This is a genomic window from Dyadobacter sp. BE31, assembly GCF_031457695.1.
In the GTDB taxonomy this organism is placed as follows: Bacteria; Bacteroidota; Bacteroidia; order Cytophagales; family Spirosomataceae; genus Dyadobacter.
In genome coordinates this window covers 1238302-1250840 of record NZ_JAVDXA010000002.1, presented here as the reverse complement: position 1 = coordinate 1250840, position 12539 = coordinate 1238302, and the positions used below count along the sequence as shown (strand labels likewise).

The 12539-nt window shown below is 45.3% G+C and carries 18 protein-coding genes; 2 read left to right on the top strand and 16 right to left on the bottom strand.

Translation table 11 applies throughout. From position 1 onward, the window contains the following. The 3 genes from J2Y43_RS13820 to J2Y43_RS13810 all read right to left on the bottom strand — a co-directional run bounded on the left by J2Y43_RS13820 (window position 1) and on the right by J2Y43_RS13810 (window position 2734). Window positions 1-1731: a terminase TerL endonuclease subunit gene (locus J2Y43_RS13820; protein WP_309983513.1), complete on the bottom strand. Its 1731-nt coding sequence runs from the start codon at window positions 1729-1731 to the stop codon at window positions 1-3. Further along, a complete protein-coding gene (locus J2Y43_RS13815; protein ID WP_309983511.1) occupies window positions 1724-2215 on the bottom strand; it encodes a phage terminase small subunit P27 family in 492 nt (163 codons plus the stop codon). Before J2Y43_RS13815 ends, J2Y43_RS13820 begins: the two co-directional genes overlap by 8 nt. A 198-nt stretch (window positions 2216-2413) precedes the next feature. After that, window positions 2414-2734, bottom strand: coding sequence for a hypothetical protein (locus J2Y43_RS13810; RefSeq protein WP_309983509.1), 321 nt, complete (start codon window positions 2732-2734; stop codon window positions 2414-2416). Window positions 2735-2826: 92 nt separating this feature from the next. Between J2Y43_RS13810 and J2Y43_RS13805 the strand changes: the two genes are divergently transcribed. Then, the gene (locus J2Y43_RS13805; RefSeq protein WP_309983507.1) at window positions 2827-3261 is read left to right on the top strand and encodes a hypothetical protein; all 435 of its coding nucleotides are present in this window, start codon (window positions 2827-2829) and stop codon (window positions 3259-3261) included. Window positions 3262-3277: 16 nt separating this feature from the next. Here J2Y43_RS13805 and J2Y43_RS33585 read toward each other — a convergent pair whose 3' ends face one another. From J2Y43_RS33585 to J2Y43_RS13745, 13 genes are all read right to left on the bottom strand, one after another. Beyond that, a complete protein-coding gene (locus tag J2Y43_RS33585) occupies window positions 3278-3562 on the bottom strand; it encodes an HNH endonuclease signature motif containing protein (protein ID WP_409014423.1) in 285 nt (94 codons plus the stop codon). 201 nt (window positions 3563-3763) lie between these two features. Beyond that, entirely contained in the window at window positions 3764-4036 is a 273-nt protein-coding gene (locus J2Y43_RS13800) for a hypothetical protein (RefSeq protein ID WP_309983505.1), read from the bottom strand. 244 nt (window positions 4037-4280) lie between these two features. Next, window positions 4281-4772 carry a hypothetical protein gene (locus tag J2Y43_RS13795; protein WP_309983503.1) on the bottom strand — a complete coding sequence of 164 codons (492 nt, stop codon included), beginning with the start codon at window positions 4770-4772 and terminating at the stop codon, window positions 4281-4283. Window positions 4773-5499: 727 nt separating this feature from the next. Continuing rightward, window positions 5500-6840, bottom strand: a complete 1341-nt coding sequence (locus J2Y43_RS13790) for a DnaB-like helicase C-terminal domain-containing protein (protein ID WP_309983501.1) — start codon at window positions 6838-6840, stop codon at window positions 5500-5502. Further along, window positions 6837-7223: a hypothetical protein gene (locus tag J2Y43_RS13785; protein ID WP_309983499.1), complete on the bottom strand. Its 387-nt coding sequence runs from the start codon at window positions 7221-7223 to the stop codon at window positions 6837-6839. Before J2Y43_RS13785 ends, J2Y43_RS13790 begins: the two co-directional genes overlap by 4 nt. Then, window positions 7220-8038, bottom strand: coding sequence for a DUF4373 domain-containing protein (locus J2Y43_RS13780; RefSeq protein ID WP_309983497.1), 819 nt, complete (start codon window positions 8036-8038; stop codon window positions 7220-7222). The genes J2Y43_RS13785 and J2Y43_RS13780 overlap by 4 nt, the downstream gene beginning before the upstream one ends. 113 nt (window positions 8039-8151) lie before the next feature. Beyond that, the gene (locus J2Y43_RS13775; RefSeq protein WP_309983495.1) at window positions 8152-8664 is read right to left on the bottom strand and encodes a hypothetical protein; all 513 of its coding nucleotides are present in this window, start codon (window positions 8662-8664) and stop codon (window positions 8152-8154) included. A gap of 45 nt (window positions 8665-8709) precedes the next feature. After that, window positions 8710-9006: a hypothetical protein gene (locus J2Y43_RS13770; RefSeq protein ID WP_309983493.1), complete on the bottom strand. Its 297-nt coding sequence runs from the start codon at window positions 9004-9006 to the stop codon at window positions 8710-8712. A gap of 21 nt (window positions 9007-9027) precedes the next feature. Next, complete coding sequence (locus J2Y43_RS13765; protein WP_309983490.1) at window positions 9028-9315, bottom strand: helix-turn-helix domain-containing protein; 288 nt, start codon at window positions 9313-9315, stop codon at window positions 9028-9030. Window positions 9316-9364: 49 nt separating this feature from the next. After that, complete coding sequence (locus tag J2Y43_RS13760) at window positions 9365-9646, bottom strand: helix-turn-helix domain-containing protein (protein WP_309983488.1); 282 nt, start codon at window positions 9644-9646, stop codon at window positions 9365-9367. 19 nt (window positions 9647-9665) lie between these two features. Next, window positions 9666-9947 carry a helix-turn-helix domain-containing protein gene (locus tag J2Y43_RS13755; RefSeq protein ID WP_309983486.1) on the bottom strand — a complete coding sequence of 94 codons (282 nt, stop codon included), beginning with the start codon at window positions 9945-9947 and terminating at the stop codon, window positions 9666-9668. 64 nt (window positions 9948-10011) lie between these two features. Beyond that, window positions 10012-10752: a hypothetical protein gene (locus J2Y43_RS13750; RefSeq protein WP_309983483.1), complete on the bottom strand. Its 741-nt coding sequence runs from the start codon at window positions 10750-10752 to the stop codon at window positions 10012-10014. Beyond that, window positions 10749-11108, bottom strand: a complete 360-nt coding sequence (locus J2Y43_RS13745) for a hypothetical protein (protein WP_310226522.1) — start codon at window positions 11106-11108, stop codon at window positions 10749-10751. The genes J2Y43_RS13750 and J2Y43_RS13745 overlap by 4 nt, the downstream gene beginning before the upstream one ends. Window positions 11109-11147: 39 nt before the next feature. On the opposite strand from J2Y43_RS13745, the gene J2Y43_RS13740 reads away from it, so the two are divergent. Beyond that, a complete protein-coding gene (locus J2Y43_RS13740) occupies window positions 11148-12341 on the top strand; it encodes a helix-turn-helix transcriptional regulator (RefSeq protein WP_309983479.1) in 1194 nt (397 codons plus the stop codon). The last annotated feature ends 198 nt before the right edge of the window (window positions 12342-12539 follow it).

The following is a 12539-nucleotide window of genomic DNA, read 5'->3' as shown; positions in this document are numbered from 1 at the left end:
TCAATACACGCCGTATGATCCGTCGTTTTTAGATTCGCCCATTGTAGTATTCCATTTCGAGTAGGTGCCTATTGCAATGATACTCGCAATAATGCCGTCGATTTTGTCGCGGCTTTTGTCCTTTACGGGCGTATAGTTGCCGTATGCATCTACCCGCATCGCCACATTCCCCAACATCCAAGATGTAATTGGATTCCCATCGTGAAAAATCTCACCGTTCAGTATCATTTCTTCGAACAACTTGGTAGCCGGAGCCATACCCGCGGCTTTTTGCTGGAAGACCTGCACTTTGTTGTAGTAATCCCAATTCAAGGATCCGTCCTCTCTGGTCACTGCTGCCCACCTGGTGCCCAGCTCCTCGGTCAATTCATCACGGAAATAGGGCGCTGAATAGGGGTCGTAGCCGAGAAACATGAGCTCTTGCTCCATCGCCGCCTCGAAAATGTCCCTTTTGATGAAGTTGTAATCAGTCGTTTTACCGGGCGTCGGAATTAAGTGCCCCTCCTCAATCCACTGCTTGTAATCGATCCCGGACCGCACTGCATTTTCCGCTGCTATCTCCGAACAATAGTGCCGAACAAGCAAGAACTTCTCTTCTGGAAAGAATGCAGCAAGTGAGGAGATATCACGGGACTGCCCCAGGTCAAGGCCACCATACCACACGTTCCGGTTGGAAAGCGATTTGGCAATGTACGGCCGGGCCAGCGCATCCCACGTTTCCGAAGGAATCCACGTAATGGCTGCGTCCACCCACATATTGAGGTGTTTCGTTTTAAAGTCCACCTCCTTGGTACCCGATAGCAACGCCTGTTGGAATTGGCCGCGAAGGTGATCCATTTCAACGGAAATGCCGAGGTTAGGATTTGCTTTGCGCCACGTTTTCTCATCTTTCCAATCGTCGTCCTTGTCAATGCCATAAATCAGGATGAATGACTGATCGAGCTTTGACTTTCCTTTCAGTACACTGATACAGACTTCCCGGTACTTGTAGCACGGGCCTTGCTTATTGTCCCCAGCCGTAGTGATGATGAAGAAGATAGGTTGCTTGCGAGCCGCCATACCGGTCTGCAAACTGTTCCGAACACCATCGTTTTCGTGAACGTGATACTCATCAAGGATTACACCGTGCGGGTTTTTACCCTCGGTCGTCCGCTTGTCGTGCGAAACGGCCATGAACTTGCCCCTCAGCTTTTTGTAGATCACGCTCCAAAGACTAACCTTCGCATGCTTCATCAGGGCCGGCGATCGCTCGACCATCGCTTTCGCCTCATCAAAACACTGCATTGCCTGATCGCGGGTAAAAGCGGCAGAATAAATTTCGGGACCGTTTTCGCCATCCCAAAATTGAAGCAATAGCCCAATGGCAGCCGCGAAAGTGGTTTTCCCGTTCTTCTTCGGAATTTCAATGTATGCCTCCCGAAACCTCCGTTTCCATCGATTTTTCTCGGAATCGTAAGATTGCCAGCCGAACAAGCTAATCACTACGAATGCTTGCCAGGGCGAGCACTCGAATTTTCCGCCATCGGTTTCACCTTTCGACAATGATATCAGATCAAAGAACGAAATCGCAAACGTGGCCAGAGCCTCATTGAACCGCAGTGTTTTTCCGTCCTGCCTGGCTAAGTCTTTGAAATGGCGCTTAACAGCAAGTCGCACCAGTTCGCCGACAATGATCTTGCCGTCACGGACATCCTCAGCATACTTTAAACCAGATTCAAGCGTATTAGCCATTCAATTGTTGCAATTTTTTCATTGCCGCCATCAGCGGATCCTCGCCTTTTTCCGGAGCTTCGATTCTCGCCCGGGCGGCCGGTGTAAAGCCGAACTGATTTGCAATTTTCAACGCGTTGTTCAACGCAGCGTTTTTGATTCCGACAGCTGGGTGCTGCTGCGAATAAGTCCCGCCATCGCCTCGCTCAAAAGTCATGATCATACCTTCCTTTCGGATCACGTCGCACGCTTCAATGTACGATCCCATTTCATTGCAGTATGCGGAAAGCAGGGCCAGGTCAGTATTTGCGAGGATGCCCATCTTGATCAGTTCGGTGCATGCCATCTTCCATTCCTTTTTGGCGGCGGCAGATAAATACTTCGGCGCCGATGGCGGGTGCTCGATAGTTGACGGCATGATTTCGTTTGTATTCGCGCGATCCTTCCGGGCCGTACCTTCCAGCTCTTTTTGCGCAGTCGGTTTACGTGGTCTACCTGGTCCCATTTTTCAAAAAAATCAATTGTTACTCCTGATACCCCCACCCCCTGAATTTTGACATTGTATTCAGATGGGGGCGGCGGGCATTGTCACGGGGTCACCTTTAAAGTTTTGACCCCTCCCCCGTAGTAGGACTACTACAAGCCCAAAATCGGCCTCAGGACGCTGGAAACGGCCTTTTCAAAGACTTGCCCCTTTTTCACCCTAATTCACCACCATAATCCCCGAGCGATCCATGATGACACGGAGCTCTTCACTTGACATTCCTGTCTCTCCTGTCAACTTCAAAGCATCGAAGGCCTGCTGTGCACGGTCTAACGCGGCCTGCTCCTTCTCAATAAGAATCTGAATGACATCAGCTACATCCTCTGCATCAAAGTGTATACCGAAAGCGGATACCATGCGATCTCCCCATTTCGCTTGATACCTATTTCCAAGTGCGTCCGACAGTTTATTCAGGCGCTGCTCATGGTGCACCACATGAGCATGCAGGTTGGTCGCATGATCTAATTGTTCCTTTGTCATGATGTAATTATTAATGTAACCGTTAATAGAATAAATTAAGTAATCCAGCAGTTATATGATTTTAATCTCTCGTCAAAAGCCACCTCTATCATATGAAATTCTTATACAGTTCAATATCTGATGCCATATCCAAAAGGTTTGGCAACGCTAAGACCATTCCAAATCAAAGTGCGACAAACGGCCTAACGATATTCAATTTCATTATCCCGTCTATCCGACCCGTTGCTGTTATACTGGAACTGCATCCAGCAGAGCCGACTATCTTGGTTAAAATATTTCCCGCCATAAATGAACTAGAAAGACAGATATTTGACATAATCCCTTTGCTATCAAATGATTCAGTTCAATTTTCGCAACAGAAGTCTAGGATATTTGTTGTCAACAAAGCCCCTACTTCGGATGATTTCAAAGTGTATTTCATGACTTTCTTCCCTGATGGAGAACTGGAAGAGTTAATGTCAGGAAGTAAATTAGTTTCCCAAATTATTTCACTACTTTCTGAAACTAATTTCGGTCGAGACTCTTAGTCAACAATACCATTGTTTAATTTCTTCTCCGCTGCCTCGCCTCCTCAGCGCTCTTAATTACATGACACCGCTTACACAGGCTTTGCAGGTTTTTGGGATCGAAGGGATCGCCGCCCACTTCCAACGGTGTAATGTGATCTACCTGAACGGCCTCCACTAAACGCCCTCTTCTGTCGCAAATCTGACAGTATGGAAAGTCGAGCAGCTGCTGCGGCCGCACCCTGTCGCGCCACTCTCTGCAATCGCGTATTTTTCTTACCTCGGCTGCGGTTCGTGGGGTAAGTCCAATCAATTCGTTCATAAGCGGCTAAAACGAGACATTTGCCGATAGCTCGGAAATAATCCTTAATGTATTTCGCGGCGGCTTCAATGCTGCCACAAACCAATTCAAACTGTAAATTCCGATAAGAAGCTATGAGGTCAAGAGCGGCTTTTCTCAATACTTCCTGATCAGCGACCAGTTCGGCCTCATGCTCTTTCAAGCAAATAACATAGCCGTTCATTACTTATAGCGAACGTCGTGGATTTGCAAATGGATATCCGGGAATGATTGATGGTTTGGCCCATCGACAATGCAAAGGCTGCCGGCGACACACTCCTTGTCACTGACGGCAAGCGCCTCAACCTCTACCAGTATACGAACGCCAGGCGTAAGGGCTACCAGCTTTTGAATGTCGGGAGTTTGAGCGATTCGGCACAAACCCGATTTGGGAAGATTTTTGACTAATTCTTGCTTGCGTGAACGCCGTGGCGATCTCGTGTTAGTGGGGTTCATGAAGTCCAAGTTTGTTGATGAAAGTTGCAAATCTGAAGAACCCAGGTCGGGCAACTAAATACCGCCTTCGGTACTCTCGCTGCCCGACCTTTGCGATTCGGGGTGCTTCAAAAATGTTGGACTCAAAGATAAAAAGGAGTTATTATAAATACCTCCTCCTGAGGCGCATTATCGGTACGCTACCTCGTTTTTGTGTAAACTTGGGTGATAAGGTAAGCAGCCGCAAATCAGTTCACTCATAATACTACTTTGCTGTGATTTTATTAACCACAACCTGTAATTGGGAACCATTCAGATTATAAAACGTATTATCCCCAGTATTTACCTCATCAACAGCCCCCGGTTTAAGATTGCTTACAAAGCCCTGGTGTTGCCTAATATTTCCGCTATAATTCTGGGTTATGGTATAGTCGAAAGATATTGTCTTTTCAGTGACATTTTTAAAACTGACAATATTTTCAGTTAAACCTTTAAGCTCGAACTTTCCATTTACGCATGACTGAAATCGGTTCTGCGTTAGAGTTAGGACCGAAAATACTCCCTGAGTTGGAGATCCAAAGGTATTGTCCCAACAATTAATGCTCTTTTTGGCTAAAACATCATAAAATTTTACATCACCATTGTTGCATTCTTTCACAGTCGCAGGCGGCGTAGTCGGATCTGGATCAGGGTCGGAAGGGCACCCAAATAATAAAATTGAGGCTGAAAGTACTAATACACCGTAGAGCTTTTTCATGAGGATGAGGTTTAATGTTAAAATACCCACATATGGTCAGGCAATTACAAACTAGCAAGAAATTACTTGTTCTCCGAATTTAACTTACCTAACGGTTAACTTCCTTGCGAAGGACGAGCAGGCACCGTCATAGCTGTTGTAAGATTGAAGAGTTAAACATGCGCCCAATTGATTCCCTTTGCTATCATGTAGATAGCTTGCCTGCCGACTCCAAAACGGTTGGCTATTTGCTGGTAGCTCCTCGTGCCCAATAGGGCACGGATTTTCGGAATGTCCGATTCTGTTAGCACCGACTTGTAGTGCTTGGAGCCTCTTTTAAATTTACTATCGTTCATATGAGTTCGCCGCTAAAGTCTTGATCGATATTTGGGGAAACTGACTGACTGCTTCAACGAAAGACATGCGTTGACCGCTTCGAGTAATTCCCTAGCTATTTCTGTTTTCGTTGATCGCCGTGACTGGAAAATTCGGTAAAATTGACCATCTCAATGCGATTTAAACCGACCACCTGTTCCGTTCGGAATTGAATATAGATTCCCCTCGAACGAGCTATGAGTACTCCTGGATAAAGTATTCAAACTGAGGATACCTGAATCAAAGGAGAAGTACGCGAATTACGTCAAAATGATCTTCGAATTAATGGCCCTCCACTTCGATGTGCCGGAGCAGCCAAAATCCAAGAGCTGATAACGCCACCAATAGCTAGAATAAATTAAATGTCGATGCATTAAGGGGGAGACCCGTCATTTAATGACCAAATTCGATTTTGGCTCATGCTCGCCTTCACTAGTACCGTACCCATCTCACCATCTCGGTTTTTTGCGAAGATATATTCCAGGTCATTAGTCGGAGTAAACTCTTCGCCTCGTTCTTGTGCCGCCGTTGCATCGTAGTAGTCCTGACGATACAGAAATATTACCACCGTTGCATCTTGCTCTATCTGGCCGGAGTTTTTGAGGTCGCTGAGGCCGGGGCGTTTGTCTCCACGCGACTCATTCGCCCTGCTGAGCTGCGCAAGTTCAATAATTGGCGTTCCGATCGAGCTTTTCAAGTGGGTGAGCTTTTCCTGTACTGAGGTTACCACCTTCGTTTTGTCCGACGAGTCCCGAACCGTCCGGTCCTTGATTAGCTGGATGTAATCGATGAAAATCAGCTGAATTCCGTATTTCCTCTTCCAGTTCCTCAACGTGAGACAAATGTCGTTGATATCCCAGGAATTGCGGTTCTCATAGTAGTAGATTGGCAATTGTTCGATCTTCCTCATCGTATCCCGAACAATTGTCTTCTGATTCATCGCCAATCTTCCCTTTGTCATGTCACTCGATGAAACATGGGCCACGTTGGAAACAATCCGAGCCGTGAGCTTCACCTTTGCCATTTCGAGCGATACAAAGGCAACCGGGATACCAAGTTTCGCTGCCGTGTAGGCGTGGAAGCATCCGCAGAGGCTTTTTCCCATACCAGGCCGACCCGCGATGACGATCGAGTCGTCGACTTGCCAGCCGCCCGTAACGTCGTTCAAGTCCTTCACCCCGGTATCTATACCTGAGAGCTTTGTTTCGGGCCGGTCAATAAGCCTGTTTAACTCGTCAAGCGAGTGAGCAAATGTAATCCCCTCAATAGGCCGGTTCCTCGTCGTCATGATATCCGAAGCCTCATTTACCAGTGTATCTAACTTTTCGATCGGTTCGTTCGCCTCAACTGCGCCAAGTAGTTGCATCGACTTGGTGAGCATTGATCGCTTTACCGCCAATTCCGACAAAAGCATCGCATTGCGCCATAAGGCAGTGTCAGAAGTGAAATATTTTTTCATTTCCTGATACGTCGCAAGAATATCCTTCTTGCCCGAAGGCACGACCTTGTTGAGGATGCTACTTTGCGATACCTCGCCGCCGGCAAGATGAATACCGAAAACGATATCGAACAAAAACCGGTAGTCAGGGTCATAGAAGCACTCCGAGTGTAGTATCTCCTCAACCTTCACGATCAACTCTGGACGGTTGCACATTACAGAAAGCACGTCTTTTTCAACCTCCTTGGATTGCGGAGGTGCAATGTTAAAGTTCATCGGATGGCTAGTTTTGCTGAAAGTTTATTGAACATATCAAGGTCGATCTCCCCCTCACCGAGCATTTCGTACAGGATTTCCATGTCTCGCTCCTTCGCGAATCCAGTACTTTTGGTGAAATCTGGTAACACCGCCGGCACTGAATAGCAATGCCCGTACTTCTCGGCCATTTGCTTGAATGAGGGATCGATCCGGGTTTCGATCCTCAGTTCCGTTTGCTCTCCCAGCATCAGGAACTCGGTCAGCTTTGCCCTCCGGCTCGGCAGCGAAAACAGAATGTGATTGCCGCAGTTCTTGCATGCGACTGCGTAAAGCACTCCATGTTGGAGCCTGGTTGGTTTCTCAACGGACGGGACGCATCCGCTACGGCATTTGCTATTCATGGTTCTGTTGATGATTGTGGTTTGGGATCATTCAGGTAGCGGCGTTTCGCCTGCGCAACCTCTTGCTTTTTGGGATATTTTGCGCCAAGCTCCTCAACCGTATCGATCCAGGTCGTTTTGATTGCGTGGTGCCAGTCTTTCATTTTTTTGCTGCCAACCTTCCAGTTCTTCCCCTCATACCAGGACACGAATTTGTGAGCAAATTTGGCCGAAGCCTCCTCGCTTAAACCAAAGTTCTCTATGACCATCTCACGGACATCCTCGATTGTTGGAGGAACAAATGCAACGGGTTTATTTATATTACTTTTCTTTACTTTACTATACTTTACTTTACTTTGTGTACTTAACTTTGGTTCTGCCTGTGTTTCTTCCTCGATTGGTATAGTTTCTTCCGGAAGTAATGCAGTGTCAGAGGAATTAATGAGGCCAATAAGCGAGTAGCGCACGTCGATGTCAGCTTTCCTCTTCGCATCTCGAATGATTTTCAACCACCGTTTTTGAATTCCGGAGCTGGTTAAAATCGAGTGTTTTTCGAACATCTCCTCACTGAGTAGCCCGTATTTCATCATAGATTTGACAATCTCCATCACCCGGCTACTGGCAATTCCGTGGCCGATCTTCTTGCCATATATCACAGGCATGAGCTCGCTCCATGGAAGATAATATCCCTGCTGGTAAATGTAGCTTAGCATTCTGGTAGCCACGTAGCCACCTTCCATCCCATGCTCTTCCTCGACGAGAAGAACCTTAGGATCTTCGTAGAAATTGACATTCATGGGGAAATATTCGAGGGATTCGGAAATTGGACGAGCCATAACATGTTCATATCAAACTACCTGTAAGCCAAAGACATACCGAGTTCGGTTCAAAAACCGAACAGTGATAGTTAATTTTTAGTAAAATTGATTCTAACGCTACTTCGATACACTCACTGGGAGTTACTCTGCGAAAGGGTGAAATATTCGCTCTGAAAGAACTTTCTTGGATTTTGGGCAACGAGAGCCAGGTGTACGTTGGAGACGAGATCATTTATCCCCCTTCGCAATCCGCAAAAAGTCTCCAAAAAATCAGCCCGAGGGCATTCAAAATAAGGAGAGCGAATGTGGGAGTCGAAAATGTCGTCAACGATGTTTAAGACTTCGATGAGCGTCTCAGGCCCTCTCATAAAGATATCATGCCTCGCATCGACTTCAAATACTGATGGGACGCCACCTTCTTTAAACAGAGTCTCCGTTATTATCTCCATCAGATCACGCATAAAGCCCGTCACGTAATACACGTCGATTCGATCATTCACAACTCCCGTACCGCCAACTCGCTGTTCCAGATACGAGCAATATGCTTCGTTCAATGTCGTGATAATGCGTATCAATCCTCCACTTGTGTTAAGGTTACGAGCAAAAAACTCAGGGGTAGCAATCAATAATTTACAATCTTCCATTTTGATAACTGATATGTTTATACGTACAAGGATGTTTCACTCAACTCAGCGCTTTGCATTTTGAGATAGTGTGAAAATTTCGCTCAGCTCAACCATCAGCTTGGTTGCCCCATATACAATCTTTGCCACGTCGTTAAACTCCTTGCGAGAAATACCACTGGTGTTTTCCGTAGTCGGAGCATTCATGTATGCGGTAAGCATTTGATGGATAATATTCAATTTATCCGGCAATTCGGCCTGAGCTTCGGCAAAGTCGGTGCAAACGTAGTGTAGCAGCCTTGACGCCTGCGCCTGATTTAAGGACGTAGCGTACTGCATTTCATTCTGAAATGTTGTGTTCATGGAATTTAGACAGTTTAAAAGCTAGCGGTATCTTGGTTTCACGTCAATTCGCTGCCTTTCTATAAAATTATTAAGATCCTCAATTTTGAAATACAGACGGTTCCCGCTCTTATAATGACGTATGCGCTTTGTAGTAGCATATTTGTAGAGCGTTTGAACGGAGACACTCAAGATACTAGCAGCCTCTTGAGTACTGACAAACTGAAATTTATCAAGCCCCACTTCATTGTAACGAATGTCGATTGCCTTAACAAGCTTCTCCTCAACCGACTCGAGGCGAAGTAAAATTTCATCGAGAATATTGGACATAACACTGCTGTTTAAGATGTTCATAATTCTCTAGAAACCAATCGAATACCTACCTTCTACTCGGCTCTCGCCTCCCCTTTTCCACGAAATCGTTGAGATCGTCGATCTTGTAATACACATAGTGCCCTCGCTTGTAGTGCCTCAGCTTCTGTTTCGAGGTATACAGGCGAATTGTGGGGATAGATACGCCGAGGATCCCTGCGGCCTCCTCTACCCTGACAAACTGAAACTTGTCAAGGCCGTGTTCGTTTTGCCGCGACTCAATGGCGCGGTCAAGCTTCTGCCCGAAATTATCCAGGCGAGATACTATTTCATCAAGGATGTTTGACATTGATTATAGATTTGTTGGTTTACATTTTACGTGGCACAATTCGGCCGGAATCAAGATAATTGTTCAGGTCCCCGATTTTGAAATAGAGCTTTGCATTGATCTTGCTATGAGGTATGCGGTTTTTCAGCTTGTATATGAAATCGATGGAGCAGTTCAGAAATTCTGCTGTTTTTTCTACTGTTAAATACTTTTCGGTATCAACGCCATTTTTATCAAGCTGAGCATCTTTCAACTCTAGAATCATCATTTTCAATTCCGCCAATTCGTCAAGAATCATCTCGTGTACATTCGGGATATGCATAGCTTTTCTGTTTTAGATTACTGATACCCACGAAGATACAAAGCTCCCTCTACCGCATCGGATTCTATGAAGCAATTAACGGGTACTTCTTGGACCACAGCTGCCGAAGATGGTCCATTAGCTGCGAAAAAGACTTTATGAATCCAGAGTCGATCGAAAATGCTAGGTTCGTTTCTAAACGCTCGAGCTCCCTCAGCTGTTGCTCGGTGCCGGTGTTGCGAATTCCTGACTCATGACGCCCAAAGACAATGTGATTGAGCGCACGGGCGAGATTGGCGTAATCCGTGTCAGGGAACTTCGCGACACCCTTTGCAAGGTCCTTGAACATATTGCCGGCCTCTATGCGATTGAGAATTAGCCCATCCGTCAGCCAAGTGATTACATTGCCGTACAGCATCGGATTCATTTCCATTGCGATCAAAACCCAAATGTAGGGATTGCACCAGGTTGATTTTGTATGGCGTGCGCCCTTGGTTGAGTAAGCGCCGTAAGACTTCAAGACCTTTGTAATACCTTGTCTTTCAACATGTTCTATAAAACCCCGAATTCCGGGTTTTATAACAACCTCACTATCAAGCACTTTGTTAAAAACATTTTTCTCCAGGATGTAATAGATGCGCTCATGGTTCTGCTTCGACTCAAGAACCTTGTCAATACTTCTATCTGACCATCCATGAATTTTTCGCGCAAGGTCATAAGCGCGCTGCAAATCTGAAAGGTTCAAATGGCCCGTTTGCGTCTCCTGGCGAATTGTGATGCCGAACAACTCCCTGCTCTGACTCACCAAAGTTACGTTGGTTTTCATTCCGCAGCAGCTACCAGAGATTCAAATTGACTAAACAGTGATTTTCTTTCTTTTTGAAATGCTTTAACCTCCTCCTCGTGCTCCTTGATGACTTCAATTGCGGTTTCAAACAATAACTTTTCTTGTTCGGGGAGAATATTGCGCTTCCCATTGCGCCACATTGAAACAATCGCAGGCGAGTATCCGAGTCGAACATAGAACTTATTCTTGATCCTTCTTTTCGAGAGCTCATTAAGAACTTTTCCGACAGACTCCTTAAAATCAGGAGATTTCTTGATATCAACGTCTTTCATTGCTGGAATTTCGTTTACCGTTAAATCACAAACTTTTTGACACGTCATAACAATAGCGTACATTTGTTATTGAGATTCAAAGGTAAATGAAAATGTTTTGACGTGTCAACATATTTTCATTATTTATTTTTACATGTCATATTTTTTATCGTGGGATTTTCGGAGAAAGTCAAAGAAATCATTGAAAAGCAAGGACTTACACAATCGGAGCTTGCTAATAAAATGGGTGTCAGTCGCCAAAGTATTTCATCCGCGCTGAAACAAGCAAAGCCTCATGCAAAAACTATTGAAGCGTTTGCAAAAGTTTTGGGAGTCGCCGCGAGTGAACTAGTCGAAAACGACGAAGAAAATAACATCAATATTCAGTTCGCGCAAAGGTTGAAGAAAATGATGGAGCACTATGGCGTGAGCGGTACCGATCTAGCAGAAAGAACTGGCATTGCACAACCAGTTTTGAACGGCATCTTGCTAGGGAAGTTGAGTCCATCGATGATTATCATCGCCTCAATAATGAAGATATTCCCATGGGTAAGTATGGAGTGGGCACTGCATGGCTCAGGCTCGATGAACGAAATTTGGAAAAGCTCAGAAGGCCTGAATATTCGTAAAGATATCAAATCCAGAAAGGAGACACCTCCAGAAAATGAGTTCATTGAGGTTCCTCAGCTTGGCAATGATCAGAGAGTAGAGTTGACTCGGCGCGAACATTCTAAAATCGACAAAGACGCCGTCGATGATCTATTTGCTGGGTCCCAGGCGAAAGGCTCAGTTCAAGAGATTTATGAATTTGCGACTATAGGAACAACTGAAGTATATAAATTCATACACGGATACTCTCGCTACGTTATTTCAATGCCCTTAATATACCATGCCAAAGAACAAGGATATGCATACTATTCGAAATTCTGGAATGATGAGGACTATCTAATTAGCGTCGGAAGGCACGTAATTGCAGTTGACTCTCTTAAGTTCTCTACTTACAGGTCCTTTGTTGTCGGAAATGATCCAGCCTCACTGGAAAACGGTCTTGATTTTAACGAAGGAGACATAATAACAGGCGGACGAGTAGAACAAAAAACCTGGAAAGATATTGCTTCATTGTCGACACTTCACGATGTAATAGTGAATTGCGAGGCTGGTATATTTTTTCGGCGAATTAAAGCCGTCCATCCGAACGGAAGAATCACATTAGAAGCCACAAACCCAGACAAGGATAAGTATCCAGACTTCGAGCTCGACCTTGACAATACCTTTGAAATTTATGAGATAGAGGTCGTTACGCGTTACAAAAAATAGAATCCGCGGCAACCTTTGACCACGAAGCGCTCTCGGAAAATGGGAAGATGAAACTAATTTAGGCGATACTGATAAGGTTTAGAATTTTACCCGATTAATACTCAGTTATCACCTTTAATTACATACAAATGGATTCAATCGTTAACATCCCCTTAATGCAATCATTGCAATATGCTATAAACAATGGCAAAGACGTAC